We start from the raw sequence: 17,505 nt of genomic DNA, 5'->3' as shown, positions 1-17,505 counted from the left end.
GCTTATATAATAGAAATAATACAATCTCTATAAAAGTAGGTGTGGTTTACATGCAATTAAAACAATTTATTCAGCAGCATCGTAAAGATTGGCAAGAACTTGAGCAATTAACTAGTGATTTACAAAAAAGAAACCAAATTACAAGTACTACTATTGATAAATTTGATCATCTTTATCAAAAAGCTGCACAAAATCTATCGTATTGTCAAACTTATTATCCAAATGAAGAAGTAACAGGTTATCTAAATGGAATGGTTTCTAAAGCACACAACGTTCTGTATCAGAAGCAACAATCTTCTTGGAAGCAGTTACACTATTTCTTCAGTACAAAGTTTGTCGGTTTGCTACTTGATCAATGGAAACCCATTGTTATCGCAATGTTGTTATTCTTTTTTGGAGGATTAGCTAGCTTTTTATCTGTTTTGGATAATCCCTTACATATAAACGGTATTCTACCTAATGATATGGCACAAAGTATTGCTGATCCGAGTGAGTTAGAAGAAAATGCAGGTTCAGTAAATGCTTCATTAATGTCAGCAGAGATTATGACAAATAATATTCGCGTCGCTATTCTCGCCTTTGCTGGTGGTATCACTTTTGGTCTTTTAACCATTTATCTCTTAATATATAATGGCGTTATTATTGGTGCACTTGCTGCCTTGTTTTGGAATTCAGGTAATTCATATATATTTTGGGCATATATTGTTCCACATGGCATCATTGAATTACTAGCGATTTTTATCGCCGGTGGAGCAGGCTTATTAATGGGCTATAAATTATTTGTGCCCGGTAATTTATCAAGACTCTATCAATTGAAGATTCAAACAATTCGCTCTGTACAACTTTTACTCGGTACAATCCCAATTTTTATTCTTGCTGGTATTATTGAAGGATTTATAACACCTGCTGATTTATCACTTGAGATAAAATATGTAGTTGCACTTTTAACACTAATTGGTTTTATTCTATATATGGTGGTTGGGCACTTCTTTTTACAGAAGCGCCCAACCTAAAGCATACCACGATTTAATTGCTCAATATAATGTGAAACAGCTGTAACTGCTAACCTGTCTTCTGGGGCTTCTAGCATTATCATACCTTGATTTTCCCACTTAATCATTTGTTGTTTTTTGAATTGTACATTCTTCTGTGCTACCGTTTTTTGCATTGCGATTACAGCTGTTTCCGGATGAGCTTTTACCTTTCTATTTAAAAGCTCATCTTCAATACCAATCATCATAAATAAATGCCTTTTTCGCACTTGCTTAACAAACAATAAAGTATGGTCTTCATGGATGAACGTGCGAACATCACTAAATAATAGAAACAAGCTTCTTTTCTTTTGAACCGTTTGCAAATATTGTAAAACATTTACGTAATTAGATTCACTAGCATCTACTTGAACGTGATAAATTGCTTTTAAGATAACATCTAGATGTGCCAAACCTTTGTCTGCTGGCACAAAAGCTTTAATGTCTTTTGAAAAAGCAACAACTGCTACATAATCCCCATTCTTCAATGCTGCTGCAGCTACAGTAATCGCTGCTTCGATTGACTTCTCTAAGCGATTACCATGCTGTAACTCAATACCCATCATTCTTCCACAATCAATAAGAATTGTTACATACTTTCCGTGTTCTGGCTCATAATCATTTGTCATAACTTCTTGTAATTTAGCAGATTGCCTCCAATTAATCTTTCTTGGATCGTCACCTACTACGTAATTTCTAACTTTAGCAAATTCACCGACACCGGTTTTTTGTTTACGCACTTTCAACCCTTCATGCAACAGATAGCGTTGGGAACTCGCTAGATATCGCTTTGTTTCTGATAAATTCGGTATGACTTTGATTGTTTCCTCAAGTTTAAATGTCTTTTGTTTTTCCCACAATCCAAATAAGCTTTTATAGCGCAGATAAAGTTTATCAATTTTATAACTTCCTCTTACAAGTGGAAAAACGTTATAATCTATAACATTCTGACCAGAAACAACTGATTGATCGACCGGGAAAATTGTTTGAAAAGATGTTGGAATACCATCAACAAAACGTACATTACAAGAAAACTTGCTTTGATTATCAATCTTAATCGTTATTTTTTGATTTTCATAGCGTTCCATTTCCTGTGCAATGACACGTGTCGCTTCTAATTGGTTTCGATTAGGTGAGAAAAATAAATCAATCAACGTTGTTAACAGAAATAGTCCGTTAGCAATACCAATAAAAATCCAAGATACCTGCCAAATAGCTGAAAATGTAATAACTGTTGCCACAATAAGTGTAATGAAAAGCAGTTTAAACGTTGGAAGAATGCCTCTATCTTGGAACAGGAATCGAGCCCACCAATTCTTGAATAATCTCATCAAGGTTCGTTCCCTCCAATTCTGCATAAGGAGATAATTGTACACGATGACGTAAACTTGGGCGCGCCAAAATCTTAACATCATCCGGTGTTACATAATCCCTTCCAGCTAAATAAGCCCAAGCTTGTGCTGTTTTACCAATTGCAATAGCAGCACGTGTACTTGCCCCAAATTGAATTGCTTCCACTTCTCTTGTTTTTCGGACAACTCGCATAATATAATCAGCAATGCTGTCTTGTATAACAATTTTTCTCACTTCTTGTTTTACCTTTTGTAAAGATTCAGGGGTAAATATAGACGATTCCACTTCAGGTTCTATTTGGGCTTCAATCACCTGTTTTAATACATTTGTTTCATCTTCTAAGCTTGGAAAATCAATTAATAACTTAAATAAAAATCGGTCTTGTTGTGCTTCTGGAAGAGGGTATGTCCCTTCAAACTCAATTGGATTTTGGGTAGCTGCAACAAAAAACATGTCTGACAAAGGATAGGTTTCGCCCTGGATAGTAACTTGTTGTTCTTCCATTGCTTCTAAAAGAGCAGCTTGCGTTTTTGCTGGTGTCCGGTTTATCTCATCAGCCAACAATACATTTGTAAATATAGGACCCTTTAACGTTTGAAATGTACTTTCTTTCATATTATAAATAGTACTCCCAGTTATATCACTTGGAAGAAGGTCTGGCGTAAACTGAATTCGGTTAAAGTCTCCCCCAACAAGCTTAGCTAACGTTTTTACCATTTGTGTTTTTCCTGTTCCAGGAACACCCTCGATTAATACATGACCACCAGCTAGTAATGCTGTTAGTAATAGTCGAAGATTTGTTTTTTGCCCAATAATTCGAGCTTCATATTGTTCTAATAAGGATGTTAATTGTTCTCTCATCCTTCCTCCACCTCTTTCCGTATGCGATCGTTTTTTTGAGACCAAGCTACAAACTCTTGTTTCGTTATTTTCTCTTTTACCAAGATTTCATTTAATCCGTTAATATACGTTTCTATTTCTTTTCTAGACATATCTGTTAAGGCTCGATGAATCGCATCTATACTATCTTCCCAACTTTTTCGATAAGGGATTCCATATCTCTCTTGTAGCAATTGTTTATTGTAACTTGCTTGAACGCTTAATGCATCTTGATACCTTTTTCCTTTGATGTACCAAATCGCTAACGCTTTTAGACGCTCATCACTAAAACGCACAGTCGCTTCACGTGGCTCGATGACTGGACCAAAGCGTTTACCTTTTAACCATAACCATAAAAGGGTCAATATGATTAATTCAACTGTAAAAGTTAAAAGCCAACGAGGATATAATGTGAAGATAGAAATTCGTTCTCCTGCTCCATGAACATACTCATCAAATTTAATTGATGAATAAGTAGAAACATCAACAAGATTTAACACGATATCAACATGTTCGTTCTCTGTTATTGTTTCATTCGTTAACCAATTAGGTTCTGTAATAACAATTAATTTACCTTTACCATAATCGCGTTCAATAGCGATTGCTTCGCCTTCCTCATCCATTAGTAACACATTATCATCGTCTTTTGTTTTCACTCTAAAAGGAGACTGCAGAAGCGCTTCGTATGTTCCAATACCATTAAGTGTTGTAGATTCCTCCGTTAATTCACCTTCTATGTAAGATGTATCAAGATCAAACATACCATCTGGATTTTGTCTTAACAAAACAATCGTATTACCAGCCTCCATATATGTCTGATAGCTTTCCTGTTCTACTTCATCAGCAAACAAAGGGGGGGCTATCATAAATAAAAGCTCGTTTTCTTCAGTTTGCGCAAGCGATTCTGGTGAATTTATCCAACGTTCTGCATCGAACCCCTCTTGGTTCAAGTACGTATAAAATGCTTTTGTTCCCATTGGAGCTGGCGACTCAGAAATATAAGCCGGATATTCTTCTGGACCTTCTTTAAATAAAAAGAAACTTAATAGAATAAAAAGAACGAGCAGACTAACAAGCCAAATCCAAATATTCCGTTGTGTATACCCTTGTGGCATGCTATCTTCACCCCTCTTCTCTTTCTATTGATGAATTAATAGACTTTAGTTCGGCTAACCATTTTTCAATTTGTTCACGATAGATCTGATAATCCTTTTCTTCAATATTATATTCTCCATATGTTACCTCTTCAAAGAACAGAGCTAACTGATAGAAATCATCTGCAAGATCACTTTTGATCAGTCTTAATTCATCGTGATATTCCCAATTCGTCTTCCACATCCGGGCTTGCAACCATTCTTTCTCATGTAATACCAAGAGAAAGGTTAAAAAAAGGTGACGTGTCGCTTCACTATATGCTTTTTTCTGCTCTAATCGATTCGCTTCCTTTAAATGATCATGACTTAACCAATTTTTCTCATTTAACTGATGTAGTGGTTGACGGTAGTTTAAACGTTTCTTTCTAACCCAATTTCGACTTAATAAGAAGATAACTAACAACACAAGAATGACAACAACAAGTAATGCTAATATTATGAGTGCATCACCAATACTGCTTGTAGGCTGAAGGGTTGAAAACCAATTTGATAATAACTCTTCAATCCAATCTTTAATTTCATCCCACAAAACTTGAATAAAATTCCTATTGTCCTCATAATAAACTTGATATTCTTGTTGGCTCAAAATCTCTTCTATCGAATCTTTAGCTTGTTTCATATTTGTCATTTTTCTCACCCTAACTGATTACAATTGCCTTATTGATCAACATCATCTTGATACTCATCGATCATATCTTTCAAATCACCAGCTGTATTGCGTGTTTCGGCATCAAAATACATAACAGCATAACCTACTGTAAAGATAATTGATGTAATTAATGTTGCTAAATTTATGATAATACTATATAGCACACTCATCCCCAAAAAACTTGCAGGAATTTCAATTGCAATAGAAATACCAGCTATAATTAAGCTCAGTACAACATATAAACCAAATAGTTTCCATGTTCTATTTTTTGTTAACATCCAACTTTTCGATAAACCTGGTGCAACTCTATCGAAGACTACAGCTGGCAAGTAAAAGCTCCATTTAGTAAATAATAAACCAAGTCCGATACCCATACCTATTAGTACAATAATAAATAATATTAACGCAACAATAAATGGCGCTATACCAGTAGTTGGATCAAAAAATGCAACACCAGCTAAAATTGAAATAACTATCACGAGTGGAATAAATACAATTGCGAAAACAATTAATCCAATCAATAAGGTACTCCATAAAAGTGGCCAAAAACGTGTGAATGCAGATCTTATTACTGAACCAACTGTATAAGCTTCATCGTTTTTAATTCGCTTAACTAAAATAATAATAGCTGCATAGGCAACTGGATAGAATAAAATAGCAAGTAATCCTATAAATATAGTACCCATACTCTCTACTATTGGTACTTCTTGAGCAGTTTGCGTGTACGAATTAAGAATCTGGTCAAATACATTTCCACCAGTCTCTAACTCTCTAAAAAAATTTCTCCCACCAATTAATTGACTAATCGCCTGAAGAAGAAATACTGGACCCATGAATATAATCATAATGAGAAATAGACTTGAAAAGTGGTTCTTGATAATTCGGAATGTTAGATCAAGAATTTCTCCAAATCCTTTTGGTTTGTTATTAAATGTTGTCTTCATGTTACATTACCTCCTTTTAAAAATGCATATATTAACCATATTATCATTAATCTGTCTGTAATATCATTAAAATTGAAAATTATTTATTATAAAAAAGATTGTGATACTATATTTTCACAAGCTATTATGAAGGATATTGGTAACATGATAAAATTGAATTTATATTCTTTATAAAATCCGTAGATTAAAGAAGGTTTTTCTCATGGAAAGAAATAAAAGCATAATTTCCATATTCATTCTTGTTATTCTAGGCTGTTTAATAATGGCTTGGATAGATAGTGTTCTATCACCTATTTACGCAATAAAATCTGCTATTAAACTTATTCTATTTTTTCTTATCCCTGCCAGTTATGCGTTAATTGATAAAAATACATCTTTTTGCAAGCTGTTTCAGTTAAAGAAGGGACAGACACTATTCCCGATACTATTAGCAATAGGAGTTTATTGTTTTATTTTCGGAAGCTATTTACTCATCGGTCCTTATTTTGATTTTTCAAATATAACTGCAACCTTAGAGAACAACATTGGCGTATCAAAATCGAATTTTATTTTTGTTGCCCTTTACATATCTATTATTAATTCACTTTTAGAAGAATTTTTCTTTCGAGGGTTTGCTTTTTTATCACTTAAAGGTGTTACTAGTAGAAAGGTTGCTTACGTATTTAGTGCTGGAGCATTCTCTCTATATCACGTTTCCATAATGACAAGCTGGTTCTCCCCTTTGTTATTTATCTTGATAATTATTAGTTTATTTATTGCAGGATTACTATTCAATTGGGTAAATGAAAAAAGCAAGACTATCTATCCTTCATGGATGATTCACTTAAGTGCTAACTTAGCCATTAATACAATTGGTTTTATCTTGTTTGGGATTATTTAAACGAAAAAAGCCGCTATCAGCGGCTTTTTCTGTTTTTTAACTTTCTGTATTCTCTTCCGTTTCACTGGTGTCATTTGGATTAAATCCACCTTCTGGCATTTCTCCTCTTTCCATTCCATCTTCAGGGGGCACACCAAAATCTCCTTCTGGTCTCTCTCCGGCGGCTCCTCCCCTACCGCCCATATTACCCATACCACCAGTGCTTCCAGCAGTTGTCGTACCCGATTCATCAATCCATTGAACCGTCTCTGTTGGGGTGAAAGTTACAACCTCTTCACCATCTTGATAGTTATCACCATCAGTTATCAAACCGCCAATATTAGTACCCGTCGAGGAGCCACCAGTATATAAAGTATAACTTGTGTCTGTCTCTAGATCTTTACTGCTAATGAGTACAGTTTGGTAATCCTTACTTGGTGTGTACGTTACGATTATATTTCCAGATTCATCCTCTAAATGTACTGTTGTACCAGCAACTTGTGTTTCCGTATAAGTCATCATTATCGCATTCTGCGTGGATGAGTCAGAAGTTGCTAACGCCATAGCCGAGCTACCACTTGCAACGAGAGTTCCACCAGTTATTTCAAATTCTCCATCATAATCAAGCGAACCATTCCCACCATTAGTTGAACCGTTAACGATCACCGTTCCAGCAGACATATAAATGGATCCATTGGCATCTAAACCATCACCTTCAGCATCTACTGTTATAAATCCACCATTGATATTTAAACCATTAGCCTCTGATTCAGAGTAACCTTCTACTGTTGCTGCAGCGTCACCGCCAGCAATGTTAATTCCATCATCACTTGCTACCACGTTAATTTCGCCATCTTCTATGGTTATAATATTGCTCTCAATGCCTTCATAACTTTTTGTAATATTTATCGTTCCATTTAATATGTCAATTGTTGAGTCAGCATGCACCCCGTCATCGCCAGTTGCAATAGTAAACGAACCGTCCGCGATCGTAACACTTCCATTACTATGCACAGCATCATCTAGTGTATCCATTGTAAATGTTCCGCCAATTATTGTAATATCAACCGTTGCTTTAATACCTTTTGTACTTGGTTCTTCTGTTTCTGTTGTTGTAGTTGCTGCCTCTTCACCCCAAGCTTGTTCCATACCGCCACCTGTTTCAATTGTATCTGGGCTACCTTCACCAGAAACAAAATTATAGGTACCATCAACAATATAGAGGGAATTGATTGCTTGAATACCGTCACTACCAGATATAACATCAAACGTTCCATTTTCGATTACAATATTACCCTTTTCTTCATCTTCATCCTGTGTTGATTTTAGACCATCACCGGCAGCATCAATCGTAAAACTACCATCCTTGATTGCTAATAGATCTCTTCCCATTAATCCATCATCTGCTGCTACAATATCAATAGTACCTTCAACAATTTTTAATTCATCCTTACTCGTAATACCATTATTGAAATTAGCTTGTACCGACAATGTCCCAGTACCATTAATTGTTAAATCATCGTTACTAAATATTGCAGCATTTGGTTCTTCTGCTTCTTCATCATCATAAACATATTCTGTACCATCAGTCACCACATTTTCTGTACCTTCTTGAATGGTTAGAATCGTTTTTTGTGCCTGCTTCACATAAATAGGTGCGCTATTGGAATCCGTAATATTTACACCGTTTAGCACTAAGTGAACTGTACCCTCATCTTCTGCATCAACAATGATCTGTCCATCAGTTAGCTCACCACTGACTACATAAGTTCCAGATGTTTTTATCGTTATCGATCCATCTGAAATGATAACATCGCCTTCTGCTTGGATTTCACTACCATCTAATTCGATATATGTTGCGTCATCCTCATCCCATTCAGTTAAGTAATCATCGTCATCATAGCTAACCAAATCACTCACGTTTTCCGTCACAACAGCACTTGCAACTTCTGTTTCTGTGCTACTTTCCGTTTCAGATGTATTATCATTACTACACGCAAACAAAACCATTGCACATATTGAAATAATAAATAATTTAATGTATCTAGATATTTTGCTCATTTATAAAACTCCCTCATTACATATTATTTCTTTTGACCTGTTATCTTAAGCTGATAATACATATAAAAGCTTAAAGAAAACTTAACAAATGTAATTTTTTCTACAACATGGGAATTTATATTTTTAAACAATCTTATTCTTATTACACTCTTTAAAGCAACAACTGATATAATAAAATACAGCGGTTACATTTTAAAATTGCTATATTATCGACGAATAGGTGGTATTTACAGTGCAATCAAAACTAATTTATTACATAGGACTTATTTTAGTAGCTATTATTTGGGGAGTTAATTTCGGTATCTCACGCTGGGCAATGGATATTTTTCCTGCAGAGATTTTTGTACTGTTACGTTTTGGATTAGCACTGCCTTTTTTATTTATAATTCTAAAACTTACTGAAGGCAGTGTAGGTGTAATGAAGAAAGATCTTATAAAAATCGCGATTATTGGGTTTATTGGCGTAACTACTCTCGAATTACTTCTAATGTATTCGATTAAATATACGACCCTTGCTAATGCTTCCTTATTAAATGTGGCACCTTGGCCTATTTTCGCAGCTCTGTTTGCACCCTTATTTACTCGAGAAAAAATGACAGTGCGTTTAGCAATTGGTGGCTTTGTTGCTCTAATAGGTGTCTCACTTATTATTTTGGGTGGAAAGGCTGGTTTTGACTTAAGTTCAGAATATATGTTTGGGAATCTACTTGCTCTATTTATTAGTTTGATAGGTGCGTTATTTAATTTAGCTTGTATGCCTCTAATGATTAAGTACTCCCCAATGCGTGTAACAACTTGGTATATATTGTTTGGCTCGTTATTTTTAATCCCATTTACAATTGGTCGATGGGATAGCATCCCGTGGGGTGAACTCTCACCTATAACTTTTGGTGCAATAATTTATAATGTCCTTTTTTGTACGGTTTTTGCCTTTGTAATTTGGAATCTTTCCATGAAAAACGTTGGCGCTACAAAATCGAATTTCTTTCGGTATTTTGTCCCTGCATCCGCTACTACTACAGGTGTTTTATTCTTTAATGAAATTATATCAACTACACAGATCGTTGGTGGTTTTGTTATTGTATTAGGCTTAGTATGGATAGCAACAGAACCGAAAATAGGCAGTATTCCTCCAATAAAATAAAAAGTCAGAAAAAACATTACACTTTTTATAATATTACAACCTCAAGGCACTGCTACCTTGAAGATAGACATGACCATAAATGTGAGAATCATTTTCCGAATTATTTGCCTTCCTCAATAAATTCTTCCATAAAATTAATAAACTGCTTCGCTCGAACTGCATTTGTGTGGTATTGATGAATAAAGTTGTAACCATTATCCGTTATTTTGTTTCTTTCTATTTCATTCTCACTATAATAGAGTGCTTTTTCATATAAGTCATTAGAATCACAAGCGATAAAGTTTTCCTTATCGGTAAATCCTAGTTCTAAAATATCGGGGTTTGGTTCTGCTAGAAGTAGTGTTCTACACCCAGGTACTTCAAAGAACTTCATAACAGGATATTGCCTAGCACCTCCGCAGGTAAAGAAAATTTCAGCTCTATTTAGTTCTTTAGCAAACCCTTCATTCACCATGTGATTTTTTCGTGTGCGATGACCAGGATGTCGAATGAATTTAAAACCTTCCACTTTCTCCATTTGCCTCTGTACTTCTTCTCTAAATTTGTATTGACCTTTAGCAGGACTTCTACGTGTTCCATCATATACTAATCCCATAAGTAGAAATTTAATTGTCTTTTCCTGCTCCCAATCTTTAAATACATCAGGTGAAATAGAGAAGGGAGTCCATCTAAACTTTGACTCAAAAGTAGGAAAGTGCTTTAGAAAGGAGTCCTTCGTAACCGAGAAGATTAAGTCAATTTTATTACTAGTAAAATAGTCTACTCTTTTTTTCTTATACCAATGCGTATCAATAACATAACAACCTTTTGGAATATCAATTTTATCTAGATTCGTTATTTTTGGTGAAAAGAAATTCTCCCATCCTATATCATAATGTAGAATGAAATCTGGTCTAACTCCGATCTGTTTAATAATATCCAAGATATCTCCATCACGTTTCCAGTAATACACATCTGCGAATTGTTCTAAGGCCCGAATCATTTCATACTTCATTTTATGTTTAAGATATATTTTATCAAAATCCTTAATTAGGATTAATAACTTTAATTTAGACTTATCTTGATTGACCATATGATTCACTCCATTATTTCTTTTTCTATATCCTATGAAAAAATAAATAGAGTGTTACATAGGATATAGAAAAAGTCTCTACATCTATAGATGCAGAGACTTTGTATAAACTATAGTCTATTAATACACTATTTCCTTTACTCTACCAACGATCCCATTCTCTAATTTTACTTTGATACCATGTGGATGTGTTTGCGAATTAGTCAGCAATCTTGAAACAACGCCCTCAGTAAGTTTCCCCGAAGACTGGTCCTGTTTTTGAACAACTCTAACCTTTGCGCCTATTTTTATATTATTTCGAATCGTGCCTGGCATAATAATGAATCTCCTTTTTCTTTTACAATAGTTTTTGATTTAACCCTTATTCTCACCCTTTTTCTCTTTAAAAACAACTGTTTATGAAATTTTCACTCATTTTTATCAATATGACCAAAAATAAACAAAACTAAAAGTAGAAGCAATTGTTAAATTGATTTCTACTTTTAGTTTTGTGAAAAAGCTTTGACTACTACGTTAACTCCATCATTAATGCTGCCACTTCATAATATTTTAAACCATGGACTTCAGCTATTGCGCGATTCGTAACAAATCCGTCCATTGTATTAATGCCGTTCAATAAAACTCGATTTGCTGAAACTAGTTTTTCTATACCATGATTCGCAATCATTATTGCATATGGGGTCGTTACATTTGTTAGTCCTAACGTAGCCGTTCTAGGAACAGCTCCAGGCATATTCGCAACAGCATAATGCACAACACCATGTTTAATATATGTCGGGGAATCGTGATTTGTTATGCGATCAATTGTTTCAACAATTCCTCCTTGATCGATTGCCACATCAACAATAACAGTTCCTTCTTTCATAGACTTAACCATGTCTTCTGTTATAATAATTGGTGCTCTATAACCTGGTATCAGTACTGCACCAATAACTAGGTCTGCTTGCTTAACTGATTCGGCAATCGTCATCGGATTAGAAATCATAGTCTGAACCGAGTTACCAAATAAATCATCTAATTCTCTTAATCTTTCTGGATTAACGTCTAGTATAGTTACACCTGCACCAAGCCCGATTGCTATTTTAGCTGCATTGGTACCTACAACTCCCCCACCAATAATGGTAACTTTCCCTCTACTAACACCTGGAATACCCGATAACAAGATTCCTTTACCACCATTTATCTTTTCTAATAATTGTGCACCAATCTGTGTTGCCATTCTACCTGCAACTTCACTCATTGGTGTAAGTAATGGTAAAGAGCCATTTAGCAGTTGAATTGATTCATAGGCGATACTAGTTACTTTTCGTTTTAGTAATGCGGTTGTTAATTCTGGTTCATTTGCAAGGTGTAAATAAGTAAACAAGATCATGTTTTCTTTAAAGAATGGATACTCTTCAGGCAATGGCTCCTTAACTTTCATAACCATTTCCTGATCCCATGCTTCTTTAGCAGTCCATACTATGTTTGCCCCATTTTTTTGATAGTCTTCATCCGTAAATCCAGAACCTATACCTGCTCCAGATTGAACAAAAACATCGTGGCCTGACTCTGTAAAATGACTCACACCTGATGGAACTATAGCAACTCTATTTTCATTGTTCTTTATTTCTTTTGGGATACCAATGTCCACGAGTGCCGCCTCCTTATTATCCTATTTGATTAAATAAGCCAAATACAGGCTTTTACTGTTACGACCATAAACTCAAAATCTTCGTCAGTCATACTGAGTGGGGGACTAAGTGTAATAACGTTATTAAAACCAGCAACTGTATCCCCATTTTTCCCGATAATTAACCCTCTTTCTTTACAGTTCTTAATTACCCTTTGAAGAACTTCAGGTTGAACTGGCACTTTCGTCTGTTTATCTTCTACTAGCTCAATTCCTATTAATAATCCTTTAATTCGAACATCACCTACGTTTGGATGATTATTTAATTCATCCATTTCTAACTTTAATCTTTCACCTAGTTTTTTAGACCTTTCTACTAACTGCTCCCTTTCGATAATTTCTAAATTTTTTAAAGCAACAGCACATGCCGCTGGATTCCCTCCGAATGTATTGATATGACGAAAATGATCATATTCTTCTGATCCTTTAAATGCCTCATAGATATCTCGTCGAACTGCCGTTGCAGCCAAAGGTAAATATGCGCTTGTTAAACCCTTCGCCATTGTGATAATGTCTGGTTTAATCCCATAGTTCATAAATCCAAATGGAGCCCCAGTTCTGCCGAATCCATTGATTACTTCATCTATAATTAATAATGCACCATGATCATCACAAATCTTTCGAACTTCTTTTAAATAATTGTCATGAGGAATCAATACCCCTCCACCGGTTATAATCGGTTCCATAATAACACCAGCAATAGTCTTATCAAACTCCCAAGTCATAACACGATCAATCTCTTTTGCACTTTCTGCACAACATGTACCATCTGGAGCATGAGAACTACGGTAACAGTCTGGTGGCGCAACATGTAAAAAACCTTGTGCAAGTGGTTCATAGCGGAATTTTCGAGCAGCTTGACCAGTAGCTGCTAGCGCGCCCATTGTATTACCGTGATAAGCGCGGTAACGTGAAATAAATTTATAACGTTCTGTCTGGTTGTTTTGATGATGATACTGCCTGACTATCTTAAAGGCAGCTTCATTTGCTTCCGAACCACTATTGGAGAAGAAAAAAACATAGTCATCATCAAGCCATTCATTTAATTTTTCAGCCAGCTTAATAGCTGGTAAATGACTTTGTGTCAGTGGATAATAAGGAAGATCGACCATTTGTTCATACGCTGCTTTTGCCAATTCTTCTCTTCCATAACCAACATTTACACACCACAATCCACTCATTGCATCCATGTAACGTTTACCGTCAACATCTGTTATCCAAGATCCCTTTGCTTCTTTAATGATCATGGTAGACTCTGGTGCATACTTTTTCATGGAGTGCCAAACATTTTTGGTATCTTTCTGCAAGAGATCTTCTTCTTGACTTATGACCATTTTCTTCACTCCATTCTATTAGAATCTAGAAGTAATCATTTTTTTTCGTGTGTAAAATGAAACGCCGTCTTTACCGTTAACATGTAAGTCCCCAAAGAATGAATTCTTCCAACCTGAAAACGGAAAGAAGGCCATTGGTGCAGGAACACCAATATTCACACCCAACATACCTGGCTCTGCATCCTCTCTAAATTGTCTTACAGCCTTAGCGCTATCCGTATAAATAGTAGCGGAATTTCCAAATCGCGAGTTATTTACGATTTCTAAAGCTTCATCCAAATCAGCCGCTCTCATTACACTTACAATGGGTGCGAAAATTTCATCTTTTGCTATGGCCATCTCTGGCTTTACGTAATCAAAGATAGTTGGACCTAAGAAATTCCCTTCAGAGAATAATTCCATTTCTTTTCTTCCATCACGCAGTAAAACAGCACCTTCATCAATTCCTTTATCAATGTAGCTAAGCGCATTTTTTACGCTCTCTTTACTTATAATCGGTGTTAACGTAACTTCTTCATCCATGCCATTACCCATTTTCACTTGGTCAACTTCAGCTTTAAATGCTTCCATAAATGCATCAGCATTATCACCAACAGCAACTACGGCACTACATGCCATACAACGTTGTCCTGCGCTTCCATATGCAGAGCTTATTATATGTTGAATTGCAATTTTCCTATCTGCATCAGGCATAACGATATGATGATTTTTAGCACCAGCTAGAGCCTGAACACGTTTGCCGTTAGCTGCTGCCTTTTTATAGACGTATTTCGCTACTGGCTCAGATCCTACAAATGATATAGCTTTTATTTGCTCATGCTCAATTAACCCATTTACAACATCATGTGCACCATGAACAATATTAAATACCCCATCAGGCAAGCCAGCTTCTTGTAACAACTCTGCTAATTTATTTGCGAGTAGCGGCGTTCTTTCCGATGGTTTCAAAATAAATGTGTTCCCACACGCAATTGCTAATGGAAACATCCAGCACGGTACCATCATGGGAAAATTAAAGGGCGAGATACCACCCACTACACCTATCGGATAACGAAAAAATTGAGAATCTATATCCGTTGCAATTGTAGATAAATTCTCTCCCATCATTAATGAAGGAGCTCCAGTTGCAAATTCAACACATTCAATGCCACGCAACACTTCTCCGTATGCCTCTTTATAACTCTTTCCATTTTCTTTTGAGACTAGTTCAGCCAATTGTTGATGATTTTTTGTTAGCAGTTCATGATATTTAAATAGAATCCGCGCTCTTTTAGGTACAGAAACCTTTCTCCATTTATTGAAAGCTTTATGAGCTATCTCTACCGCGTTATTAATATCTGTTTCTGTTGAAATAGGAACCTTTGCGATGCCATTTCCATTAGAGGGGTCAATTACCTCCTGGTAATCACTCGTAGTCGAATCTATCCAACTACCGCCTACAAAGTTTTTTATTGTTGCTAGGTTTTGTTGAAGCAATGACATATGTGCATCCTCCTTAGATATTATCTGATTACATCTATTATAGATTTTTTCAAATACCTATATCATTAGACAAAGCGTTAAAGGTTTTAAGAATCTATTTCACAATTATAATGTGCTGTTGAACGCAAAAAAAAGACCGTGTCTTTAAACACAATCTCAGTTAATGTTTTTAATTTTCAATAGCATTAATCGATGTAGTTTCAACAATTTTTTTAGGTGGATTCATATAGCGATGTGCATGAAGAGAAAATTCGATTGTTGATCGCTTAGAAGCATCCATGAAATCCTCACCTAATAACTCTTTCAATTTATCTAGGCGATGGTATAACGTTTGTCTCACTACAAATAAGCGTTTTGCTGCATCATTTTTTGACCCATTAGATTCCAAAAATACTCGTAAAGTATAGAGTAACTCACTATTATGCATCTGATCATATTCTATAACAGTCCCGATATATTCATTAATATAATCATGTAAGTTAATTGTTTTACTTAAACTTGAAACTAGCCGATAAATATGTAAATCCTCATAAAAAATCTCATCACTGAGTTTTGCTTGATTTTGAATTAGGAGCGCTTCTTTTGCTGTGTCATAACTTTCTTGAATTTTTTCAAGGTCTACGATCATCTTACCAACGCCAAATAGCGCATGGTTAGATGCCTCTATCTCATATAAATTCATTTGATTAACATGATTCAAAGCTTTTTTCAATCTCTCCTTCCAATCCGTTAAGGAACGTTGATTAATAAAAATAAGTGTAAACTGCTTATGGTCATATAGTGATATCAGGAAATAGCCGTGACTTTGTAATACATTTCTAAGGATGGCTAAAAAATAGGAGTGTTTGGAGTCATCAAGTACTTGATTTAATCGACAAATACATACTGTAGCACCGTTAGGTTTTAAAGTAGAATCTAGAGAAGATATATATTGTTGTATTTCTTCGGCGTGATATTCGCCATTCAGCCATTCATAAACCCATTGCTGTTCCTTTTGTTTTCTTTGTTCTTCCATGTAAAGTATCCGAACCAAATCTTGAGAAATAGCATTTGCACATCGATCTAAAACAAGTAATTCATACTCAGTAGCATTCTTATATTTCGGAAAAATAACTAAGTCAGCAAACTTATGATCGAGCGCTTGCACAGGTTGACCAACATAGGAGCCATTAGCTGCAATAAATTGTTTATTTCGATTGACGAGTCTTTTTTCCTTGAAATTTTTCACTGTTTCTATTAATTTTATTTGTTCCATTTCATGTTGCAAAGGAACAAAAATAGTTTCTTCTGTGTTTTTCGCTAGATAAATCACCTGTACATTTAAGTATTGATTTATCAGTTTCAACACACGTTTGAAAGCATTAGGTAACAACATGGTATAGTTAAGTTTTCTCGAAAACTCTTCTAAATCAGATAAAATCTTATATTGATTATTCATTAGCTCTGTATTAATATCTTGCGTTATATCAATAAACCGTACTTCTTGATAAAAAACGATAATTGGCATATTATGCTTATTAGCAAGTTCAATCATTTTCTCTGGTATTTCGTTTGCATACTTTACAAGTTCAATACAAAGACCTGAAACATTAGCTCTAATTAATCGTTCCAAGTAATCAACACTTGTTTTTTTAAAATCCTTCCATCCTATACCTGTAGAAAGAATGAGTTCAGAACCATTTAATAATTCTTCAAAATTTGTTACCTCCATAATATGAACCCAACGAATAACATTATCAAGTCCATCTTCACCAGCTATTACCTTCGCATTCTTAAAACACTTATGCTGCAAGACATCTCTAACAGTTAATTGAAATGAGCCCAATAATAATCCCCCCACACCGAATCGTTGATTTTGATTAACTGCAGAA

The 17,505-nt window shown here is 35.1% G+C and carries 15 protein-coding genes; 3 read left to right on the top strand and 12 right to left on the bottom strand.

Annotated features, from left to right (window positions below; genetic code table 11):
- The first annotated feature begins 50 nt into the window (after positions 1-50).
- Complete coding sequence (locus DM447_RS03420; RefSeq protein WP_112179910.1) at positions 51-1,013, top strand: stage II sporulation protein M; 963 nt, start codon at positions 51-53, stop codon at positions 1,011-1,013.
- Here the strand turns inward: DM447_RS03420 and DM447_RS03415 are convergent.
- The 5 genes from DM447_RS03415 to DM447_RS03395 are packed head-to-tail and all read right to left on the bottom strand — an operon-like array spanning position 1,010 to position 6,010.
- Positions 1,010-2,362 (bottom strand): DUF58 domain-containing protein, encoded by a 1,353-nt coding sequence (locus DM447_RS03415; protein ID WP_112179909.1) that lies wholly within the window; start codon positions 2,360-2,362, stop codon positions 1,010-1,012. The genes DM447_RS03420 and DM447_RS03415 overlap by 4 nt on opposite strands.
- Entirely contained in the window at positions 2,316-3,245 is a 930-nt protein-coding gene (locus DM447_RS03410) for an AAA family ATPase (protein WP_112179908.1), read from the bottom strand. Before DM447_RS03410 ends, DM447_RS03415 begins: the two co-directional genes overlap by 47 nt.
- Entirely contained in the window at positions 3,242-4,378 is a 1,137-nt protein-coding gene (locus tag DM447_RS03405; RefSeq protein WP_112179907.1) for a DUF4350 domain-containing protein, read from the bottom strand. The genes DM447_RS03410 and DM447_RS03405 overlap by 4 nt, the downstream gene beginning before the upstream one ends.
- Positions 4,379-4,385: 7 nt before the next feature.
- The gene (locus DM447_RS03400; protein ID WP_112179906.1) at positions 4,386-5,045 is read right to left on the bottom strand and encodes a DUF4129 domain-containing protein; all 660 of its coding nucleotides are present in this window, start codon (positions 5,043-5,045) and stop codon (positions 4,386-4,388) included.
- A 29-nt stretch (positions 5,046-5,074) separates the two neighbouring features.
- Complete coding sequence (locus DM447_RS03395) at positions 5,075-6,010, bottom strand: DUF7847 domain-containing protein (protein ID WP_112179905.1); 936 nt, start codon at positions 6,008-6,010, stop codon at positions 5,075-5,077.
- A gap of 202 nt (positions 6,011-6,212) precedes the next feature.
- Between DM447_RS03395 and DM447_RS03390 the strand changes: the two genes are divergently transcribed.
- A complete protein-coding gene (locus tag DM447_RS03390; protein WP_112179904.1) occupies positions 6,213-6,890 on the top strand; it encodes a CPBP family intramembrane glutamic endopeptidase in 678 nt (225 codons plus the stop codon).
- Between the two features lie 36 nt (positions 6,891-6,926).
- Here the strand turns inward: DM447_RS03390 and DM447_RS03385 are convergent, their stop codons facing one another.
- On the bottom strand, positions 6,927-8,930 hold the full coding sequence (locus DM447_RS03385) for a carbohydrate-binding domain-containing protein (protein ID WP_112179903.1): 2,004 nt from the start codon (positions 8,928-8,930) through the stop codon (positions 6,927-6,929).
- A gap of 232 nt (positions 8,931-9,162) precedes the next feature.
- On the opposite strand from DM447_RS03385, the gene DM447_RS03380 reads away from it, so the two are divergent.
- Positions 9,163-10,074 carry a DMT family transporter gene (locus tag DM447_RS03380; RefSeq protein ID WP_112179902.1) on the top strand — a complete coding sequence of 304 codons (912 nt, stop codon included), beginning with the start codon at positions 9,163-9,165 and terminating at the stop codon, positions 10,072-10,074.
- Positions 10,075-10,174: 100 nt separating this feature from the next.
- Here DM447_RS03380 and DM447_RS03375 read toward each other — a convergent pair whose 3' ends face one another.
- The 6 genes from DM447_RS03375 to DM447_RS03350 all read right to left on the bottom strand — a co-directional run bounded on the left by DM447_RS03375 (position 10,175) and on the right by DM447_RS03350 (position 17,459).
- Positions 10,175-11,146, bottom strand: a complete 972-nt coding sequence (locus tag DM447_RS03375; protein ID WP_112179901.1) for a glycosyltransferase — start codon at positions 11,144-11,146, stop codon at positions 10,175-10,177.
- Between the two features lie 120 nt (positions 11,147-11,266).
- On the bottom strand, positions 11,267-11,461 hold the full coding sequence (locus DM447_RS03370) for a YwbE family protein (RefSeq protein WP_112179900.1): 195 nt from the start codon (positions 11,459-11,461) through the stop codon (positions 11,267-11,269).
- Between the two features lie 193 nt (positions 11,462-11,654).
- Positions 11,655-12,779, bottom strand: coding sequence for an alanine dehydrogenase (ald, locus tag DM447_RS03365; protein WP_112179899.1), 1,125 nt, complete (start codon positions 12,777-12,779; stop codon positions 11,655-11,657).
- Positions 12,780-12,808: 29 nt separating this feature from the next.
- The gene (locus DM447_RS03360; RefSeq protein ID WP_112179898.1) at positions 12,809-14,152 is read right to left on the bottom strand and encodes an aspartate aminotransferase family protein; all 1,344 of its coding nucleotides are present in this window, start codon (positions 14,150-14,152) and stop codon (positions 12,809-12,811) included.
- A gap of 18 nt (positions 14,153-14,170) precedes the next feature.
- Positions 14,171-15,634: a CoA-acylating methylmalonate-semialdehyde dehydrogenase gene (locus DM447_RS03355; protein ID WP_112179897.1), complete on the bottom strand. Its 1,464-nt coding sequence runs from the start codon at positions 15,632-15,634 to the stop codon at positions 14,171-14,173.
- A 169-nt stretch (positions 15,635-15,803) separates the two neighbouring features.
- Positions 15,804-17,459 carry a PucR family transcriptional regulator gene (locus DM447_RS03350; protein ID WP_162632554.1) on the bottom strand — a complete coding sequence of 552 codons (1,656 nt, stop codon included), beginning with the start codon at positions 17,457-17,459 and terminating at the stop codon, positions 15,804-15,806.
- Positions 17,460-17,505: the final 46 nt, after the last annotated feature.

The sequence above is a fragment of the Paraliobacillus zengyii genome, assembly GCF_003268595.1.
Lineage (GTDB): Bacteria > Bacillota > Bacilli > Bacillales > Amphibacillaceae > Paraliobacillus_A > Paraliobacillus_A zengyii.
The sequence above is the reverse complement of the archived record's forward strand: the minus strand, read 5'-3'. Positions and strand labels throughout refer to the sequence as shown.